The following is an 18,432-nucleotide window of genomic DNA, read 5'->3' as shown; positions in this document are numbered from 1 at the left end:
GAGGCGGGTCAGGCGATCGAGCCGGGACTCGGCATGCGCACGCAGGGCGGGCGTGACTTCGATCTGCTGGCCGGTGAGTTGGAACTGCATGGGGCGCCTCCTCTGTTACGGGCCGCCGTGGGGCGGCGGGTTCGCATGCCGGCGAAGGGTGCCGGCGTGCCGGTCTTTCATTCGTATGGGATCGTTCGGGCCGGTTCCAAGTGGCGGGTTTCAGGACCTGGTCAGCTGGCGCGCTGGCGCTCGCTGGAACTGGGGATACGCAAGGCCTCGCGGTACTTGGCCACGGTGCGGCGGGCGACCTGGATGCCCTTGCGGTTGAGCTCCTCGGCCAGGGCCTGGTCGGACAGCGGCTTGCGTGGGTCCTCCGCGTCGATGAGCTTCTTGATCATGGCCTGGATGGCGGTGGCCGAAGCGCCGCCGCCGTCCTCGGTCGAAACGCCGCTGGAGAAGAAGTACTTCAGTTCGAAGGTGCCGCGCGGGGTGTGGATGTACTTGCGCGTGGTCACGCGGGAGATGGTCGACTCGTGCATGCCGACCTCCTCGGCAACTTCCCGCAGCACCAGCGGGTGCATCGCCTCGGGACCGTAGTCGAGGAAGGCACTCTGCCGGCGCACGATCGCGTCGGCCACCTTCATCAGCGTCTCGGCGCGCGATTCCAGGCTCTTGATCAGCCAGCGCGCTTCCTGCAACTGGCCGCGCATCCAGCTGGCATCCTCGCCACGCGCCTGCGCGATCAGGCTGCAATAGTGCTGGTTGAGGCCCAGCCGCGGCTGGCAGTCCGGGTTCAGGCTGACCTTCCAGCGGCTGCCTTCCTTGTAGGCATAAACGTCCGGCGCCACGTATTCGACCGGGGTGGCGTCCAGCGCGGCACCGGGGCGCGGATCCAGGCTGCGGATCAGCAGCGCGGCCCCGGCCACCTCGTCCTCGCAGGCGCGCAGCTTGCGCGCGAGCCTGGCGATGTCGTTGCGCGCCAGCAGTTCCAGCTCGCCGGCAACGATCTGCAACGCCAGCCCACGGTGGGGGGTGCCGGCATCGAACTGTTCCAGCTGCACCTGCAGGCAATCACGCAGGTCCAGGCTGGCGATCCCGGTGGGGTCGAAGCGTTGCAGTTGCCGGCGCACGGCCTCGACTTCGTCGACGCTGGCGCGCAGGTCCGCAGGCAGCGCGGCGAGTACGCCCTCGATCCCTTCGGCCAGGTAGCCGTCCGCATTGAGGGCGTCGATGATGACCGTGGCGATCAGGCGCTGGCGCGTGCTCAACGGCGTCAGGTTCAGCTGCCACAACAGGTGCTCGGCGAGGGTTTCGGGCGCCACGTTCTGCGGCTCGAAGTCCTCCTCGGTGCGGCTGCCCGAGCTGGCGCCGCTGCCGAGCGAGAAGTCGATCGGCGCCTCGGCGGGCGTGTCGGGTTCGTTCCAGTCGGCGCCGTCGTCCGCGTCGTGGTCCACGGTGGGCGCTTCGGCCGGCGTGGCGCTGAAGCTCTCTTCCGCGGTCTCGCCCGGCGCGGCCTCCTCCTCGAATTCCAGCAGCGGGTTGCCTTCGGCGATCTGCCGCAGCTCCGCTTCCAGCTCCAGCTGCGACAGCTGCAACAGCCGGATCGCCTGCTGCAATTGCGGCGTCAGGGTGAGCTGTTGGTTGAGTCGGAACTGGAGTCCGGGTTTCATGCCAGCCGTTGTGGAATAAGCTGCGAGCATCCTACCCCGGCGGGTGTGACGCGACCATAGCGATGGCAGGCTCTGGCGGGCCCTGCGTCACAAGACTCCTCAGAGCTTGAATTCACGCCCCAGGTAGACCTCGCGGACCTTCTCGTCGGCAAGGATGTGCGCCGGCGTGCCGCGCGAGAGCACCTCGCCGTCGTTCAGGATGTAGGCACGGTCGCAGATGCCGAGGGTTTCGCGCACGTTGTGGTCGGTGATCAGCACGCCGATGCCACGCTCCTTGAGGTGCCGCACGATGCGCTGGATCTCGCCGACGGAAATGGGGTCGACGCCGGCGAACGGTTCGTCCAGCAGCATGTAACGCGGCTGCGCCGCCAGGGCGCGGGCGATCTCCACGCGGCGGCGCTCGCCGCCGGAAAGGCTGATGCCCTTCTGGCCGGCGATGTGCGCGATCTTCAGCTCGTCCAGCAGGCTTTCGAGCTGTTCGTTGCGTTGCCGGGCGGTGAGGCCCTCGCGCAGCTCCAGCACGGCCATGATGTTATCGGCGACGCTCAGCCGGCGGAACACCGAGGGCTCCTGTGGCAGGTAGCCGATGCCCAGGCGGGCGCGCGCGTGCATCGGCAGGCCGGTGATGTCCTGGCGGTCGAGGCGGATGCTGCCACCATCGGCCTCGACCAGGCCCACCACCATGTAGAAGCAGGTGGTCTTGCCGGCGCCGTTGGGGCCGAGCAGGCCGACCACTTCACCCTGGCGGATGGAAAAACCGAAATCGCGCACGACCTGGCGCGAGCGGTAGCGTTTCTGCAGGCCTTCGGCAGCGAGCATCGGTCAGGGCTGCCCGCTGCTGGTGGCGTGGGCGGGAGCAGGAGCGCTGGCGGCAGGCGCCGGTGCCGCGGCCGGCGCGGCGGCACCGGGCTTGGGCTTGGGCTTGGGCTTGAAGATCATGTGTACGCGCCCGTCACCGCCGCTGTCGCCGGTCATTTCGCTGGTCTGGGTGTTGTAGGTCAGGCGGTCGCCATGCGCCTCGCCGCGGCCCTGCTGGTTGATCGAGGCGTGGCCCTGGAGCACCGCGAAGTCCCTGGCGACCTGGTAGTCGATGCTGGCCGCCTCGCCCTGCATCAGGTTGCCGTTGTCGTCCAGCTGCCGGATGTGCGCGGGGCTGCCGGTGAGCACCACGCTGTCGATCTCCGCATTGGCGTCGAAATGCACCTTGGCCAGGTCGCCGGTGGCTTTCAGCGATCCCTGGGTGATCACCACGTTGCCCTTGAGCGTGGTGGTGCTGTTGGGCTTGCGGAAGCCGTCGAAGTGCGAGGCCTGCACGTCCATCGGCTGGTCGCGGTCGGTGCGCTTGGCAAGGGCCGGCGCCAGCACCAGCAGGCCCAGCAGGGCCAGCATCCAGCTAGCGCGCATGCTGGCGGGGCGGGAACGTGGCGTGGACGTCATCGAGCAGCTCCAGGTGTTTGTCGTTGAGGTAGGCACGCATGCCGACCCCATGGATTCTAGTGCCGCCTTGCACCAGCTGTGCCGCGGCCGCGGTCTCGAGGCGGTTCTGCTTGGGCCAGGCGGTCACGTCGGAGGTGTCGATCGTCGTCCGCGGCGAATCGGCGAAGGCCGCCCGTTCCATGTGCACCGGGCCCTGCAGTTTCAGCAGGCTGCCGTCGCGGTTGACCCAGCCGTACAGCGAGTGGCCGAGCCAGTCGGGCACGGCCGGCTGGTTGGAGGGCAGGCGGAAGTCGGGCGCGTTGATGTACAGCGACTCGTCGCCCTCGCGCCGCTCCAGCCGCGGCGCCCGGATCAGGAAGCTGGGCAGGCCGTCGGCGCCGTACTGGGTCAGCTTGAAGTCGGTGAGCGTGTAGCCCGAGCGTGGTGGGCCGGCAAACTCGTTCGCCTTCGGCGGCGGGCCGATCCACCACAGGAGCAGCTGGGCCACGCCGGCCAGCAGCGCGACCACGACGATGGCCGCCGCAAGGCGGCGGTCGCGCAGCCACTCCTTCACCGCCAGCGCTCCTTTTCGTTGCCGGCCTTGCCCTGGGCATGCAGGATCAGGTCACAGACCTCGCGCGCGCCGCCCTGTCCGCCGGCGCGACCGGTGGTCCAGTGCGCCTGCTCGATGACCCACGGGTGCGCGTTGGCAACCGCCACCGCCAGCCCGGCGATGCGCATGGCCGGAAGGTCGGGCAGGTCATCGCCGACGAACGCCACCTGTTCGGGCGCCAGCTGCAACGCGTCGATCAATTCCTGCAGGCAGGCGCGCTTGTCACCCTGGCCCTGGTAGACATGGTTGATGCCGAGCTCTTCGGCGCGCAACGCCACCGGGTGGCTGATCCGCGCACTGATGATCGCCACCTGGACGCCATGCACCTGCAGGCGCTTGAGCCCCAGGCCGTCCTGCACGAAGAACACCTTGGTCTCGCGGCCATCCTCGCCGTAGTACAGGCGACCGTCGGTCAGCGTGCCATCCACGTCGAACACCGCCAGGCGGATGCCGGCGGCGCGGGCGAGCAGGGCGGCGGGAAGGTTGGTGAGATAGGGCATGGGGCTGGGGCGTGGATGAGGTGGCGGGACGCGATGGACGGGTGGTGGCGGCGTTTGGGGAGACCCGTGCCCCGCGTCTAGACCACCCTTGCGCGCAGCAGGTCGTGGATGTTCAGCGCGCCGACCACGCGCAACTGCTCGTCCACCACCAGCAGCGCGTGGATCTGGTGCTTCTCCATCAGCTGTGCCGCCTCGATGGCGAGCTTGTCGGAGGTGATCGTCTTCGGCCCACGCGTCATCAGTGCCTCGACATGCGCCCCGCGGAGGTTCACGTCCTCGTCGTCCAGCGCGCGTCGCAGGTCACCGTCGGTGAACACGCCGAGCAGGCGGCGCTCGGCGTCGACCACCGCGGTCATGCCCAGGTGCTTGCGGGTCATCTCCATCAGCGCCTCGGTGAGGCTGGCATCCGGCGCGACCATCGGGATGCCTTCACCGGTATGCATGATGTCGCTGATATGCAGCAACAGGCGGCGGCCAAGGCTGCCGGCCGGGTGCGAGCGGGCGAAGTCCTCGGCGGTGAAGCCGCGCGCTTCCAGCAACGCGATCGCCAGCGCGTCGCCCATCACCAGCGCCGCGGTGGTGCTGGCGGTGGGGGCCAGGCCGAGCGGGCAGGCTTCGCTGGAGATGCTGGCATCCAGGTGCACGTCGGCCTGGTGCGCGAGCGAGGACTTCGGGTTGCCGGTGATGGCGATCAGCGGAATGCCCTGGCGCTTGATCACCGGCAGGATGAACAGCAGCTCGTCGGTCTCGCCGGAATTGGACAGCGCCAGCACCACGTCGTCGGGCTGGATCATCCCCAGGTCGCCGTGGCTGGCCTCGCCCGGATGCACGAAGAACGAGGGCGTGCCGGTGGACGCCAGGGTCGCGGCGATCTTGCGCCCGATGTGGCCGGACTTGCCCATGCCGGAGACCACCAGGCGCCCGCGGCAGGCCAGGATCAGCCGGACCGCCTGGACGAAGCTGGCATCCACCCGCGGCTCCAGCGCGCGGATCGCGGCCGCCTCGGTGGCGATCACCGTGCGCGCGCTGTGGGCGACGGCATCGGGATCCAGGTTGGCGGCGGGCGGGGCGATGCGTGCGTTCATGGGATCTCTGCTGGGGCGGCCGGCGGCCTTTGGCATTTCTGTGCCATGGGATTTCCATTACCATGGCATATCCGCATTTTAACGTCATATGGCCGCGCACAGGATTCATCAAGCGTTGCGAATCCGCGCCCCGCGCCGTCGATGGACCCTCCGATGGACCCAGCCCGCATCCAGGCACTGATCGAAACCGGCCTGCCCGGCGCGAATGCGCAGGTCAGTGGCGACGACGGCGTGCATTTCGAAGCCACCGTGGTGGCCAGCCAGTTCGCCGGCAAGTTGCCGCTGGCGCGGCACCGCATGGTCTACGCCACCCTCGGCGAGCTGATGGGCGGGGCGATCCACGCGCTGGCGCTGAAGACGTTGACTCCCGAGGAAGCCGCGGCGCGCCGTTGAGGCCGCGCCGGCTCCCGCATTCCACGAAGGACCCCCATGGCCAAGATCCTGATCAGCGGCGGCGAGCCGCTCCACGGCGAAGTCGCCATTTCCGGCGCCAAGAACGCCGTGCTGCCGATCCTCGCCGCCTGCCTGCTGGCCGACGGCCCGGTGACGATCTCCAACGTGCCGCACCTGCACGACGTCACCACCTTCATCGAGTTGCTCGGCCGCATGGGCGTCAACCTGGTGCTGGACGACCGCATGAAGATGCACGTCGACCCGCGCACCATCCAGAGCCATGTCGCGCCGTACGACCTGGTCCGCACCATGCGCGCCTCGATCCTGGTGCTGGGGCCGCTGGTGGCCCGTTTCGGCGAGGCGGAAGTCTCGCTCCCCGGCGGCTGCGCGATCGGCTCGCGCCCGGTCGACCAGCACATCCGCGGCCTGCAGGCGCTGGGTGCCGAGGTGACCGTGGAAAACGGCTACATCCGCGCGAAGGCCAAGCGCCTGAAGGGTGCGCGCATCGCGATGGACATGGTGACCGTGACCGGTACCGAGAACATCCTGATGGCCGCCACCCTGGCGGCAGGCACCACGGTGATCGAGAACGCGGCACAGGAGCCCGAGGTGGTCGACCTGGCCAACTGCCTGGTGGCGATGGGCGCGCGCATCGAGGGCATCGGCACGGCCACGCTGGTGATCCACGGTGTCGAGCGCCTCGACGGTGCGGAGTACGAGGTGCTGCCCGACCGGATCGAGACCGGCACCTTCCTGGTCGGCGCCGCGATGACCGGCGGCAAGGTACGCACCCGCGGTGCCCGCGCCAATACCATGGACGCGGTGCTGGCCAAGCTGGAAGAAGCCGGCGCGCACGTCTGCACCGGGCCGGACTGGATCGAGCTGGACATGGGCGGGCGCCGCCCGAAGGCGGTCAACATCGTCACCGCGCCGTACCCGGCGTTCCCGACCGACATGCAGGCGCAGTTCACTGCGCTCAATTGCGTGGCCGAGGGCGTGGGCGTGATCACCGAAACGGTGTTCGAGAACCGCTTCATGCACGCGCAGGAACTCAAGCGCCTGGGCGCGGACATCCGCCTGGAAGGCAACACCGCGATCATCCAGGGCGTGGACCACATGAGCGGTGCGCCGATCATGGCCACCGACCTGCGCGCCTCGGCCTGCCTGGTGCTGGCCGGGCTGGTGGCGCAGGGCGACACGACGGTCGACCGCGTCTACCACATCGACCGCGGCTACGAGAACATCGAGGAGAAGCTCGGCGTGCTTGGCGCAAGGATCCGCCGTTTGCCGAGCTGACGTTCCCGCACCGCCAAAGCCCATTCCTGCGAAAGGGCAATGGGTTTTGCGGTAGCGGTTGCAGCCAGGCGACCCGCGCCCCCTCTGGGCGAGCCCGAGAGGCGCGGAAAAATCCCGAAGGATGCAGGTGTCCGCGCCCATGCGGGAATCCCGCGCGCTCCGCCCCTCGCCCCTCCTCCGGAGGAGGGGAAGAGCGGAAACGGGGCGGCTACCGGAAGCTCACCAGCTCCATCGTCAGGTTGCCGCCGTCCTTCTGCGACAGCTTCACCGGCAGCGGGTAGCGGTCGGGCGCATACCAGGCGCTGAAGCCGCGGTCGGCATCGGTCCGGTCCACCCGCACGGCATTGAAGCTGCCGGCCGGCACGGTCACCTTGTCCCTGCCGGCGGCCTTGAACCGCTGCGTCTCGACCTCCTGCCTGACCGCTACCGGCAGCGCAATCTGCCTCTGCCCGTCACGCAGCGCCAGCCCGATCGCCAGCGCGGTGGTGTTGCGCTCGACCATGCCAGGCCGGGTCGCATAGGTGATGGCGCCCTTGCCTTCGTCGACGGTGACCAGGTGCCTGCTCCAGTCGACGGTGAGGTGGCGTTGTTTCGACTTGATCGCCGCATCCAGCCGGTAGTCGTAACTGGATGCCTCGGGCACGTCGCCCTTCCAGCGGAAACGCGACACCTCGTCCAGGTTCGCGCCCAGCAGGGCGGCCAGGCCGGAGGTGCCGCGCATGTGCTTGCTGTATTCCCACTGGCCGTTGCCGACCGGCTTGAGGCTGACGGTCGCCTCACCCATGGGCGCGCCGTCGCGCAGCACGCGATAGGTGGCGGTGAAGGGCTTGGGCGGCGTGGCGAGGGCGAGCCCGCTGGCGCTGGCCAGGAGCAGCGCGCCAGCGAGGCGCAGAAGGCGGCGGAAGGTCATGCGCCCGAGTGTGCCCGCCGCTCGCTGAACACCGGGTTCAGGCCGGCGCGAGCCCGTGCGTGGTGAGCCGCAGGGGCCGGGCGAGCGGTGCCCCGTCCAGCCACGGGCCGCCATCGCGCCAGGCCAGGCGACCCTCGGCGATCAATGCCACGACGGCCGGCAGCAGGCGGTGTTCCAGCGGTAGCAGGCGTTGCGCCAGGCCATGCTCGTCTTCGCCGGGCTCGATCGGCAGCAGGGCCTGCGCCACCACCGGGCCGCCATCCAGCTCGGCGGTGACGAAATGCACGCTGGCACCATGCTCGAGGTCGCCCGCTTCCAGCGCGCGCCGATGGGTGTGCAGGCCACGGTACCTGGGCAGCAGCGAAGGGTGGATGTTGAGCATGCGCCCGGCCCAGGGCGCGATCGCCTCGCCGTCCAGGATGCGCATGAAGCCGGCCAGCACCACCAGCTCGGCGCCGCTGGCGGCGAGCCTGCCGAACAGGTCGAGGTCGAACGCGCGGCGGTCCGGGTAAGCCTTCGGGTCGAGCACCAGCGTGGGGATGCCCGCCTCATCGGCCAGCCGCAGGGCGCCGGCGGTGGCCTTGTCGCTGGCGACCAGCACGAACTCGGCCGCCAGCTCGGCACGATCGCGCGCGGCCAGCAGTGCGGCCAGGTTGCTGCCGCGTCCGGAGGCGAGGACGGCGATGCGGAGGGGTTGGGGCATGGTGATCTCTGCCGTGTCACCCTGAGCGTGGATAGCGAGGGTCATGCCGAAGGGCCCTTCGGCTCCGCCGCTGCGCGCCTGCGCTCAGGGTGAACGCGGTTTGGCATTCAACCGATGTGGACGCGCTCGTCGCCTTGCGCCTTGACGACCTCGCCAATGACGCGGCTGGCCAGGTCGTGCTTCGCGAGTAGCGCCGCGGCGCCGTCGACCGCGTCGCGCGGCAGGATCACGGTGAAGCCGACACCACAGTTGAACGTGCGCCACATTTCTTCGCGCGCCACCTTGCCTTCGCGCATCAGCCAGTCGAACACCGGCGGCAGGGCGATCGCGTTCGCGTCGAGCGCCAGGCCCAGGCCGTCGGGCACGACGCGGATGATGTTCTCCTTGAGGCCGCCGCCGGTGATGTGCGCCATGCCGTGCACGGGCTGCTCCTTCAACAGTTCCAGCATCGGCTTGACGTAGATGGTGGTCGGCGCCATCAGCGCGTCGGCGAGCTTCACGCCGCCGAGGTCCAGCTCCAGCGGGCGGCCCGCGCGCTCCACGATCCTGCGGATCAGCGAATAGCCGTTCGAGTGCGGACCGGAGGAGGCCACGCCGAGGACCACGTCGCCGGCAACGATGGCCTCACCCGAGAGCAGCTGCGACTTCTCCACCGCACCGACCGTGAAGCCGGCCAGGTCGTACTCGCCCGGCGGGTACATGTCCGGCATCTCGGCCGTCTCGCCGCCGATCAGTGCGCAGCCTGCAAGCTCGCAGCCCTTGGCGATGCCGCCGACCACCGCGACCGTGGTGTCTACGTCCAGCTTGCCGGTGGCAAAGTAGTCCAGGAAGAACAGCGGCTCGGCGCCCTGCACCAGCACGTCGTTGACGCACATGCCGACCAGGTCGATGCCGATGGTGTCGTGGCGACCCAGCTGCTGGGCGAGCTTGAGCTTGGTGCCGACGCCATCGGTGCCCGACACCAGTACCGGCTCACGGTAGCGGCCGGCCAGGTCGAACAGGCCGCCGAAGCCGCCCAGCCCGCCCATCACTTCCGGCCGGAAGGTGCGCTTGACCAGCGGTTTGATGCGTTCGACCACGGCATTGCCCGCGTCGATATCGACGCCGGCGGCGCGGTAGGTGAGGGCGTCGGACATGGCGGGAGGCGGCCTGGAGGAAAGCGCACAATTCTACCAGCACGCTCCCCGGGACGCGGCGCGTTCCGGTCGCCCGCCTCGAAAGCGTGCCTGTGCGGGGCGCGCGCCAGCCGGCGCGGATGGACGCTGCGGGCGGGATTGGGCAGACTCCCCGTGTTATTCCGAGTCTCCACGGACGAGCCAAAGCCCATGCGCCTGCCACGCCTGCTGTTCGCCTTCCTCCTGCTGGGTTGCCTTGCGCCGGCGGCGTGGGCGCAGGTGCCGGCTTCCGCGCCAGGCTCGCCCTACGCCGTGGTGGTGCCGGTCACCGACACCAGCGAGGCGCAGCGCGACGGGGCTTTCGCCACCGCGCTCGCCCAGGTGCTCGAGCGTGTCGCCGGCGGCCAGGACCTGCGCAGCAAGCCCGGCTACGAGGACGCGTTGAAGGGGGCGCCCGGGCTGGTGAAACAGTTCCAGTACCAGCGCGCCGGTAGCGGCATCGTGCTGCAGGTGAACTTCGACCCGGGTGCGGTGCGGCGGCTGATCACGCAGATCGGCGTGCCGGCCGCGGGCGTCAAGCCGCCGGTGCTGGTGCTGGTACACGGGAGCGACGGCGGCCTGCTGGGCAAGGACGCGCTGGGCGCGCTGGCGCAGGCGGCCACGGCGCGCGGCTACCAGCTGGCCTACCCGGAGCCGTCCCAGCTGCCGGAGGCCTCGGCCGTGGCGAGCGCCGACCCGACCGCGCTGGCGATCATCGCCCAGCGCTACCACACCGGCCTGATCCTGGTCGGCAACCTCAAGGGCGGCAGTGCGGACTGGACGCTGGTATCCGGGGGCAAGCCGCAGACGTGGAGCGACCAGGCGGTCAGCACCGATGCGCTGCTGAGCGATGCCGGCGGCGCCGCGGCCGATCGGCTGGGTCAGCAGCTCAATGTCATCGGCGCGGGGATCAGCAGCGGCAAGCTATGGGTGAGCAGGGTCGATTCCGCGCAGGCCTACGCCAACCTGCTCGGGATGCTGCGCGCCGAGCCGGCGGTGCAGCAGGTCGACACGCTGGCGGCCGACAACGACGGCTTCCTGCTCGGCATCAAGGCGAGCATGCCGCCGGCTGCGCTGGCTGCCGGCCTGGCCGCGGGCGGGCGGGTGATCCAGGGCGCGCCGCATGCAGGGGCGGACGCCAGCCTGCAGTGGCTGCACTGAACCGTTGATCCTGCCGGTGCGCATCCGCGCGACCGGGGCCTGCGGGGGCGCACAGGGAGCGTTTCCGCGGCGAAGTGCATTACCGGAGTGAGCCGCTCGTGACCCACGACATTTCCCGCCGCTGGCAGCTGCTCGCGATCGTGCTGGTGATCGGCTTCTTCGTCTGGCTGCTCGCGCCGGTGCTGATGCCCTTCGCGGTCGCCGGCATGCTGGCCTACCTGGGTGATCCGCTGGCCGACCGGCTGGAGCGGCTGGGCATGAACCGGACCTGGGCGGTGAGCGTCGTGTTTTTCGTGCTGGTGCTATTGCTGATCGGTGCGCTGCTGTTGCTGATGCCGCTGATTTCCGACCAGATCGAGAACCTAATCCACAACCTGCCGCGCTACGTCGACTGGGCCCAGAACACCGCGCTACCCTGGCTGCAGCGCAAGCTCAGCCTGGACCCGGACGCCTTCGATACCAGTCGGCTGATGGCCGCCATCCGGGCGCACATCGGCTCGATCGGTGCGGTGGCGACCACGGTGCTGGGCACCGTCTCCCGCTCGAGCCTCGGTGCCGTGATGTGGCTGACCAACGTCGTGCTCGTGCCGGTGGTCGCGTTCTACCTGCTGCGCGACTGGGACCGGCTGATCGCCTACATCGACAGCGTGCTGCCACGCTCGGTGCAGCCCACCGTGGCGCACCTGGCGCGCGAATCGGATGCGGTGCTGGGCGCCTTCGTGCGCGGCCAGCTGCTGGTGATGCTCGGGCTGGGCATTTTCTACGGCGGCGCGCTGACCCTGGTCGGGCTGTCGGTCGGTCCGCTGATCGGCATGGTCGCCGGGTTGCTCAGCTTCGTGCCCTACCTGGGTTTCATGGTCGGCTTCGGCGCGGCGATCATTGCCGCGTTGGTGCAGTACGGTGACTGGGCGCACCCGTTGATGGTATGCGGCGTGTTCATCGTCGGGCAGCTGCTGGAGGGCTACGTGCTGGTGCCCAAGCTGGTGGGCGACAAGATCGGCCTGCATCCGGTGGCGGTGATCTTCGCCGTGCTCGCCGGCGGCTACCTGTTCGGCTTCCTCGGCGTGCTGCTGGCGCTGCCCGCGGCGTCGGTGATCATGGTCCTGCTGCGCTACCTGCTCGAGCGTTACCGCATGAGCGAGCTGTACAAGCAGCCTAGCCCGGACGCCCCGCTGGTGGCTGAAGTCGACGTCAGTGTGAGCGGACCCGACGGGACCGGCCAAGGCGCCGCCACGGTGCCGGTGCAACGCGGACCCACGGACGACCGCACGCCATGATCCCGCAGCTGCCCCTCGCCCTGCGCTGGCCGCGCCGGCAACGCTTCGAACACTTCCATGCCGGCGCCAATGCGGCCGCATTGGCCGCGGTACGCACGCTGGCCGAGACGCCCGCGGCGCCCTGGGTCTATCTGCATGGCCCGGCGGGCAGCGGACGCAGCCACCTGTTGGTGGCGGCCTGCCAGGCGGCCAGCGCGGCGGGCCGGCGCGTGCAATACCTGCCGCTCTCGGCGATGCACGAGCATATCGGCGCGCTGCGCGGCGTGGGCAGCAGCGAAGTGCTGGCCATCGACGACCTCGGCGTGCTGGCCGGCGAACGCGCCGCCGAGCATGCGTTGTTCGACCTCTACAACCAGGTGCGGGCGGAGGGCGGAGCGATGCTGTTCGCCGCCGATGCGCCCCCGGCGCAACTGGGCATCGGCTTGCCGGACCTGCGCTCCCGGTTGGGCGCGTGCACGCAGTTCGCACTCAAGCCGCTCGATGACGGCGAACGGCGCGCCGTGCTCCGTGAGCAGGCCGCCGCGCGTGGCATCGGCCTGGACGAGGCGGTGCTGGACTGGCTGTTCGCCCGCTACGCGCGTGACCTGGCCGCGCTGCTGGACCTGCTCGACCGGCTCGACCAGGCCTCGCTGGCAGCCAGGCGGCGCATTACCGTGCCCTTCCTGCGTGATTTCCTGCGCGGAGACAGCGCGGGCCCGTAGGGCGGATCACAGCCCTCCGCGGTGCTGGGGAAAACCGCAGGCGGGGTGCGTCCGCTGCCGGGCGCACCCCGCCCCTGCGATCACTTCTTGTTGTGGCCTTCGGCCTGCTTGCCTTCCTCGATCAGCTCGCGCACGCGCTGGCCACCCTTGTGGCCAAGCTCCGAGTAACCCTCGGGACCGAGCTGTTCCTTGCGGATCTCGCCGCCCTTGTGGCCGCCCTTCTGGCCGGCCTCGCGGACGGTCATGTCACCCTTGTCATGCTGGTTGTCGCTGTGCTTTGCCATGTCGATGCTCCTCGGGTCTGCGGCCCTGGAGGCCGCCGTGGGTCACTTGCGGCTGTCGCCGCGGCCTTCGGCCTGCTTGCCTTCCTCGACCAGTTCGCGCACGCGCTGGCCGCCCTTGTGGCCGCCGATCTCGCCGCCCTTGTGGCCGGCTTCGCGGACGGTCATGTCGCCCTTGTCGTGCTGGCTTCCGCCGGCGTGCTTGCCGTGGTCGTCCTGGTGTTTCTGTGGGGTCATCTCGAGTCCTCCGTTGGTGTTGCGCCGTCAGTGCGGGCGCTGTTCGCCCTGGCGCGCCTCGACCTGGCGGCCGCGGTTGATCAGTTCGCGCACGCGCAGGCCGCCCTTGCGGCCTGCCTCACGCACGCTGAGCTTGCCGCGCGCCCCGTCGATCGTGCCGTTGGTGGCGGGGTTGGTCTTGTTGCTGCTGGATTGACTGCCTGGGGACTGTTGCCGGCTCATGGGTTTATCTCCGTTGGTACGTCCGATCGGTTTCTTCGCAAGGCTCGGCTGGCCGCCTTCCCGGCGCCCAGCGGAAAATGGCGGGTCCGACGGGATCTATCAGGCCCGCTTCCGCGCATCGGCACCTGGCGTGCCTGGATGGCGACGAGCGCTCCCTCGCTCGCAAGGGCATCGCGATGCATCGCGGGCCCTTCGGACGAGCAAGGGCGTTGCAATGCGGATGCCAGCGCGAGGTGCGCCATCGAGCGGGCGTCCTGCGTTCGCGCGACTGGAAAAAACGCTTCGGCTGGAAAGATCTACAGCGGCGTCCGGCTGCTACCCAGGCAGGCGGGTGGCTTGCATGCCGGCGGCTGCGGAAGCGCGTGTGATGCGCGTGAGTCGAGGCCTTCGGCCGGGCGGGGCGCTTCCACAGGAAGCCTTTCGCGGACGCAAAAAAAAAGGGCGCCACACGGGCGCCCTCTTCATCGAACGAAAGCCCCGCTCAGGCCTTGAGCAGTGCCGGCGTGGCCTGGGCACCGATCGCGTCGGTCATGGCCCTGGCGACGTTGAGGTTGGCGGCGATCAGGTTGCCACTGGCGGGCATGCCGTCGCGGCCGGCGAAATCGCCGTAGCGTCCGCCCGCCTCGTGCACCAGCAGCACGCCGGCGGCCATGTCCCACGGCTTGAGGCCGATCTCGAAATAGCCGTCGTAGCGTGCGGCGGCGGTGTAGGCCAGATCCAGCGCAGCCGAGCCCGAGCGGCGGATGTCCTCGGCCTGGCCGAGCAGGGCGCGGGTCATCGCCAGTTGCGCATCCAGGTGCTCGCGCTGGCGGTAGGGAAAGCCGGTGGCGATCATCGCGCCGCCCAGGTTCTCGCGCCGCGACACGCGGATGCGCCGGTCGTTGAGGTAGGCGCCGTCGCCCTTGCTGGCGGTGAACAGCTCGTCGCGCAGCGGATCGAACACCACGCCGTAGACCGGCACGCCCTTTTCGACCAGCGCGATCGACACCGAGAAATGCGGGATGCCGCGCAGGTAGTTGTGGGTGCCGTCGAGCGGATCGATCACCCAGGTGAGCGGGCTCTTGCCGGTCGCGCCGCCTTCCTCGGCGAGGATGGCGTGATCCGGGTAGGCGCGCCGCAGCTCCTTGACGATCTCGGCTTCGGCCAGGCGATCGACCTCGGAGGCGAAGTCCATGCGGTGCTTCTCGACCACGTGCAGGCCGTCGATGCGGTTCATGTAGCGCAGGATCACGTTGCCTGCGGCGCGCGCGGCACGGGCCGCGATGGTGACGGCGGGTCTTGGCATGGCTTCGGCTTTGGGAAAAGAGCGGATTGCGGCCGCGCATTCTAGCAGAGCCGGCGGGTCCGGCTGCAGGAGCGCCCCCGGGCGCCCGTGCGGATGGGCGGTTATCCTTGGCGGCCCACCTCAGCCGTTCCTTCCATGACCGATACCGCCGATCTTGCCGCGCTGTTCCGTTTCGTCCTGGTACGCACCTCGCATCCAGGCAACATCGGCAGCGCCGCGCGGGCGATCCGCACCATGGGCTTCACCCGGCTGGAGCTGGTGGCGCCGGCCGAGTATCCCAGCCGTGAGGCGGACGCACTGGCGGCCAATGCGGTGAGCGTGCTGGCCGAGGCGGGCGTGCACGCAGCGCTGGTCGACGGCCTGGCGGGCGTGACCTTCGCGTTGGGCCTGTCGGCGCGCCGGCGCGGCGTGAACCTGCCCGAGCTCACCCCGCGCGAGGGCGCCGCGCAGGCACTGGCGGCTGCCGCCCGTGGCGAGCAGGTGGCGCTGGTGTTCGGCAACGAGCGCACCGGCCTGGAGAACGAGGAGCTGGCGCGCTGCCATGCGATGGTGCGCATTCCCAGCGTGGAGGACTACAGCTCGCTCAACCTGGCCCAGGCGGTGCAGGTGATGGCCTACGAGCAGCGCCTGGCCATGCTCGGCGAGGCGCCGGTGGCGGCCCCGCCCGAACAGGCCGAGCCACCGGCCGACGCGGCGCGGATGGAGCGCTTCTTCGAGCATCTGGGTCAGACGCTGGACGACATCGAGTTCCACAAGGGACGCGAGCCGACCACGATCATGTTGCGCCTGCGCCGCCTGTTCCAGCGCGCGCAGCCGGACGAGCGCGAGCTGCGCATCCTGCACGGCGTGCTGGCCGATGCGCAGCGCATGGCGATGCTGGCCCGGCGCGAAAAGTAATCCGCGCGCGTCAACGGCCCATCTGTGCCCGGGGCGCGACCGGCTCCAGTTCCTCCACGTACACCAGCTCGCAGGCACCGTCGCCGGTGTCATCGCGGCGGAGCGAGGTATGCCAGTGCCAGCCGTCCGGTCGGCTGGCATCGACCAGGAAGCCCTCGATGTGCACCAGCTCGCCCTCGCGCACATGGCTGATGGCGTAGCGCACGCCTTCGTCGGCGGGAATGAGGTGCATGTTGGACGCGGACGTCTCGATCTCGCGGCGCGGGATCGGGAACTGGCGCACGTGCCAGTAGAAGAAGCGATCGGCCTGGCGGATCCTGATCCCGGCCAGCACCGCGCTGTCGGACATCCGTCCCCAGCCAAGCGCCAGGTCGGTCGGGGCGAGCGAGGCACCGGGGTCCCAGCGGTAGTCCTCGCGCGAGAGCACGCGCGCGGTCAGCGCGATGTGGGCGCGCGTGCGCAGCGTGGTGTCGCCGCGCTGCAGCAGGGCGCCATCCTCCAGGTCGACCTGGTCGGGGGGCTGCCCGGCGAGTACGCCCGGCGGCGGGTGCAGCGGGCGCTGCCCCCACCAGCCCAGCGCGCCCCAGCTGGTCAGTACCAGCAGCCCCAGCCACAGCAGTCGCTGCATCGGTGACGCCCCCTGTCGGTGCCGGATCAGGCGCGCCTGCGCCGTGCCGTGGTGGCCGGCTCGGCCAGCTCGGGCCTGAGCAGGTCCGCCGGCAGGCCGCGCACCACCTCGGCGAAGCGCTTGAGGAACGGGGCCAGCGAGGAGCTCTTGCGCCACACCAGCGCGATGCGCCGGCTTGGGGCGCGGCCGGCAAACTCGAGCAGTTGCACGTTGGCGGTGCGCGCCACCGGCGGCTTGATCGCCAGGGTCGGCAGCAGCGTGATGCCGACATTGGCCGCCACCATCTGGCGCAGCGTCTCCAGACTGGTGGCGCGGAAGCCCACCTTCTCGCCCGCGCCGGCCAGCTGGCACAGCTCCAGCGCCTGGTCGCGCAGGCAGTGGCCGTCCTCCAGCAGCAGCAGGCTCTCGTCCTCCAGGTCGGCCAGTTTCAGGCGCGCCTTGCGGTGGGCCAGCGGGTGGTCGTCGGGCACCGCCAGCACGAACGGTTCCTCGAACAGGAATTCCGCGTGCAGGCTTTCCTCGTGCACCGGCAACGCGAGGATTCCCACGTCGAGCGAGCCTTCGCGCAGCATCCGCACGATCTGCTCGGTCTTCTCCTCGATCAGCAGGAGCTCCAGCCGTGGAAAGCGCTGGCGCACGCGCGGCACCAGGTGCGGCAGCAGGTAGGGTCCTAGCGTGGGAAAGACACCCAGGCGCAGCCTGCCGGCCTCGGGATCGCGCGTGCGCTGGGCGATCGCGCGGATCTCCTCGACCTCGGCCAGCACGCCGCGGGCGCGGCGGGCGATCTCGCGGCCGGTCTCGGTGAGCAGCACCTTGCGCGGCGTGCGCTCGACCAGCGCCACGCCCAGCTCGTCCTCCAGCTTCTTGATCTGCGTGGAAAGGGTCGGCTGGCTGACGAAGCTTGCCTCGGCCGCGCGGCCGAAATGGCGGTGCTCGGCCAGCGAGACGAGATAGGCGAGATCGCGCAGGTTCATGGCTCGCTCCGATAGACCATGCCTATGAGTGTGATGGCAACAATCAATTTGAACAATGCCCGCCCGCTCCGTAACCTTGCCCTCGTGACGCGCCATCCACGGCGCCCATGATGCTCTAACCGATCGCTTCAACCACCCGCACCTTAAGGAGAAGCCCATGCTCACCATCGGCGACAAGTTCCCCCAGTTCAGCGTCCCGGCCACCGTCTCGATCGAGAGCCTCGAAAAGGCCTTCAGCACGATCGACAACAACACCTACAAGGGCAAGTGGCTGTGCGTGTTCTTCTATCCGAAGGACTTCACCTTCGTCTGCCCGACCGAGATCAAGGGCTTCTCGGACGTGAACCAGCAGTTCGCCGACCGCGACTGCCAGGTGCTGGCCGCCAGCACCGACTCTGAATTCGTGCACCTGGCCTGGCGCAAGGACCACAAGGATCTGCGCGACCTCAAGTTCCCGATGCTGGCGGACATCAAGAAGGACCTCAGCAACGCGCTGGGCATCCTCACCGCCGATGGCGTGGCGCAGCGCGCGACCTTCCTGGTCGACCCGGACGGCGTGATCCGCTTCGTGTACGTGACTGACGGCTCGGTCGGTCGCAACCCGCAGGAAGTGCTGCGCGTGCTCGACGCGCTGCAGACCGACGAGCTGTGCCCGTGCAACTGGCACCAGGGTGAAGAGACCCTCAAGGTCGCCTGATCGCCGTTCGCTTGCAGTAACCCGCGCGTCCGGTTCCGCTCCCCCTCCCCGCGGATGCGCGGGTCTCCCCAGCCGGCGGCGAAGCCCGCTTCGCCGCCGGCTTTTTTTCCGGACCCACCAAAGGAGTCCCCATGAATCTCGCCGATTTCAAGAGCCAGCTCCCCGACTACGCCAAGGACCTGCGCCTGAACCTCGATTCGGTGCTGAGCGAGGGCGGCGCGCCGGGTCTCACCCAGAACCAGATCATGCTGGTCGCGCTCGCCTCGGCGATCGCCTCGCGCTACAAGCCGCTGACCCAGGCGGTGGCCGAAGAAGCCGCGCAGCATGCCAGCGCCGAGGAA

The 18,432-nt window shown here is 69.7% G+C and carries 23 protein-coding genes and 1 pseudogene; 8 read left to right on the top strand and 16 right to left on the bottom strand.

Annotated features, from left to right (window positions below; genetic code table 11):
* The 7 genes from VFH59_RS04145 to VFH59_RS04115 form a co-directional block, all read right to left on the bottom strand.
* Positions 1–90, bottom strand: a 90-nt coding sequence (locus VFH59_RS04145) for an HPF/RaiA family ribosome-associated protein (protein ID WP_325163622.1), incomplete at its 3' end; no start/stop codon positions are given.
* 131 nt (positions 91–221) lie between these two features.
* On the bottom strand, positions 222–1,661 hold the full coding sequence (locus tag VFH59_RS04140; protein WP_325163620.1) for an RNA polymerase factor sigma-54: 1,440 nt from the start codon (positions 1,659–1,661) through the stop codon (positions 222–224).
* A 99-nt stretch (positions 1,662–1,760) separates the two neighbouring features.
* Positions 1,761–2,480 (bottom strand): LPS export ABC transporter ATP-binding protein, encoded by a 720-nt coding sequence (lptB, locus tag VFH59_RS04135; RefSeq protein ID WP_325163619.1) that lies wholly within the window; start codon positions 2,478–2,480, stop codon positions 1,761–1,763.
* Positions 2,481–2,483: 3 nt separating this feature from the next.
* Positions 2,484–3,065, bottom strand: coding sequence for a lipopolysaccharide transport periplasmic protein LptA (gene lptA, locus VFH59_RS04130; RefSeq protein ID WP_325163618.1), 582 nt, complete (start codon positions 3,063–3,065; stop codon positions 2,484–2,486).
* A complete protein-coding gene (gene lptC, locus VFH59_RS04125) occupies positions 3,055–3,657 on the bottom strand; it encodes an LPS export ABC transporter periplasmic protein LptC (RefSeq protein ID WP_325163621.1) in 603 nt (200 codons plus the stop codon). The genes lptA and lptC overlap by 11 nt, the downstream gene beginning before the upstream one ends.
* Positions 3,648–4,190, bottom strand: coding sequence for an HAD-IIIA family hydrolase (locus VFH59_RS04120; protein ID WP_325163617.1), 543 nt, complete (start codon positions 4,188–4,190; stop codon positions 3,648–3,650). Before VFH59_RS04120 ends, lptC begins: the two co-directional genes overlap by 10 nt.
* 77 nt (positions 4,191–4,267) lie before the next feature.
* A complete protein-coding gene (locus VFH59_RS04115) occupies positions 4,268–5,275 on the bottom strand; it encodes a KpsF/GutQ family sugar-phosphate isomerase (RefSeq protein ID WP_325163616.1) in 1,008 nt (335 codons plus the stop codon).
* Positions 5,276–5,428: 153 nt separating this feature from the next.
* Between VFH59_RS04115 and VFH59_RS04110 the strand changes: the two genes are divergently transcribed.
* Both VFH59_RS04110 and murA read left to right on the top strand, forming a co-directional pair.
* Positions 5,429–5,668: a BolA family protein gene (locus tag VFH59_RS04110; protein ID WP_231323610.1), complete on the top strand. Its 240-nt coding sequence runs from the start codon at positions 5,429–5,431 to the stop codon at positions 5,666–5,668.
* 36 nt (positions 5,669–5,704) lie between these two features.
* Positions 5,705–6,964, top strand: coding sequence for a UDP-N-acetylglucosamine 1-carboxyvinyltransferase (gene murA, locus VFH59_RS04105; RefSeq protein ID WP_325163615.1), 1,260 nt, complete (start codon positions 5,705–5,707; stop codon positions 6,962–6,964).
* 208 nt (positions 6,965–7,172) lie between these two features.
* Here murA and VFH59_RS04100 read toward each other — a convergent pair whose 3' ends face one another.
* The 3 genes from VFH59_RS04100 to purM form a co-directional block, all read right to left on the bottom strand.
* Positions 7,173–7,874, bottom strand: coding sequence for a DUF3108 domain-containing protein (locus tag VFH59_RS04100; RefSeq protein ID WP_325163614.1), 702 nt, complete (start codon positions 7,872–7,874; stop codon positions 7,173–7,175).
* A 37-nt stretch (positions 7,875–7,911) separates the two neighbouring features.
* Entirely contained in the window at positions 7,912–8,577 is a 666-nt protein-coding gene (gene purN / locus VFH59_RS04095; protein ID WP_325163613.1) for a phosphoribosylglycinamide formyltransferase, read from the bottom strand.
* Between the two features lie 107 nt (positions 8,578–8,684).
* Positions 8,685–9,713 carry a phosphoribosylformylglycinamidine cyclo-ligase gene (gene purM, locus VFH59_RS04090; RefSeq protein ID WP_325163612.1) on the bottom strand — a complete coding sequence of 343 codons (1,029 nt, stop codon included), beginning with the start codon at positions 9,711–9,713 and terminating at the stop codon, positions 8,685–8,687.
* Between the two features lie 189 nt (positions 9,714–9,902).
* Between purM and VFH59_RS04085 the strand changes: the two genes are divergently transcribed.
* The 3 genes from VFH59_RS04085 to hda all read left to right on the top strand — a co-directional run bounded on the left by VFH59_RS04085 (position 9,903) and on the right by hda (position 12,870).
* Positions 9,903–10,892 (top strand): DUF2066 domain-containing protein, encoded by a 990-nt coding sequence (locus VFH59_RS04085; protein ID WP_325163611.1) that lies wholly within the window; start codon positions 9,903–9,905, stop codon positions 10,890–10,892.
* Between the two features lie 98 nt (positions 10,893–10,990).
* The gene (locus tag VFH59_RS04080; protein WP_325163610.1) at positions 10,991–12,169 is read left to right on the top strand and encodes an AI-2E family transporter; all 1,179 of its coding nucleotides are present in this window, start codon (positions 10,991–10,993) and stop codon (positions 12,167–12,169) included.
* Positions 12,166–12,870 (top strand): DnaA regulatory inactivator Hda, encoded by a 705-nt coding sequence (gene hda / locus VFH59_RS04075; RefSeq protein WP_325163609.1) that lies wholly within the window; start codon positions 12,166–12,168, stop codon positions 12,868–12,870. The genes VFH59_RS04080 and hda overlap by 4 nt, the downstream gene beginning before the upstream one ends.
* 80 nt (positions 12,871–12,950) lie before the next feature.
* On the opposite strand, the gene VFH59_RS04070 is transcribed toward hda, so the two are convergent.
* The 4 genes from VFH59_RS04070 to VFH59_RS04055 all read right to left on the bottom strand — a co-directional run bounded on the left by VFH59_RS04070 (position 12,951) and on the right by VFH59_RS04055 (position 14,895).
* A complete protein-coding gene (locus tag VFH59_RS04070; protein ID WP_325163608.1) occupies positions 12,951–13,154 on the bottom strand; it encodes a hypothetical protein in 204 nt (67 codons plus the stop codon).
* 42 nt (positions 13,155–13,196) lie between these two features.
* Positions 13,197–13,388, bottom strand: a complete 192-nt coding sequence (locus tag VFH59_RS04065; protein ID WP_325163607.1) for a hypothetical protein — start codon at positions 13,386–13,388, stop codon at positions 13,197–13,199.
* A gap of 27 nt (positions 13,389–13,415) precedes the next feature.
* Entirely contained in the window at positions 13,416–13,610 is a 195-nt protein-coding gene (locus VFH59_RS04060) for a hypothetical protein (protein ID WP_325163606.1), read from the bottom strand.
* A gap of 481 nt (positions 13,611–14,091) precedes the next feature.
* Positions 14,092–14,895, bottom strand: coding sequence for an inositol monophosphatase family protein (locus VFH59_RS04055; protein WP_325163605.1), 804 nt, complete (start codon positions 14,893–14,895; stop codon positions 14,092–14,094).
* A gap of 135 nt (positions 14,896–15,030) precedes the next feature.
* Here VFH59_RS04055 and VFH59_RS04050 point away from each other — a divergent pair, with 135 nt between their 5' ends.
* Entirely contained in the window at positions 15,031–15,792 is a 762-nt protein-coding gene (locus tag VFH59_RS04050; protein WP_325163604.1) for an RNA methyltransferase, read from the top strand.
* A gap of 10 nt (positions 15,793–15,802) precedes the next feature.
* Here VFH59_RS04050 and VFH59_RS04045 read toward each other — a convergent pair whose 3' ends face one another.
* A complete protein-coding gene (locus tag VFH59_RS04045) occupies positions 15,803–16,420 on the bottom strand; it encodes a hypothetical protein (protein ID WP_325163603.1) in 618 nt (205 codons plus the stop codon).
* 26 nt (positions 16,421–16,446) lie between these two features.
* The gene (oxyR, locus tag VFH59_RS04040) at positions 16,447–17,394 is read right to left on the bottom strand and encodes a DNA-binding transcriptional regulator OxyR (protein WP_325163602.1); all 948 of its coding nucleotides are present in this window, start codon (positions 17,392–17,394) and stop codon (positions 16,447–16,449) included.
* A 157-nt stretch (positions 17,395–17,551) separates the two neighbouring features.
* Between oxyR and VFH59_RS04035 the strand changes: the two genes are divergently transcribed.
* Together VFH59_RS04035 and VFH59_RS04030 are read left to right on the top strand one after the other, a co-directional pair.
* Entirely contained in the window at positions 17,552–18,091 is a 540-nt protein-coding gene (locus tag VFH59_RS04035; protein WP_325163601.1) for a peroxiredoxin, read from the top strand.
* A gap of 131 nt (positions 18,092–18,222) precedes the next feature.
* Positions 18,223–18,432: pseudogene (locus VFH59_RS04030) on the top strand (alkyl hydroperoxide reductase); the annotation flags it as partial.

The sequence above is a fragment of the Frateuria sp. genome (assembly GCF_035695185.1).
GTDB lineage: Bacteria > Pseudomonadota > Gammaproteobacteria > Xanthomonadales > Rhodanobacteraceae > Frateuria_A.
Note: the sequence above shows the minus strand (reverse complement) of the source record. Positions and strands in the feature narration are given on the sequence as shown.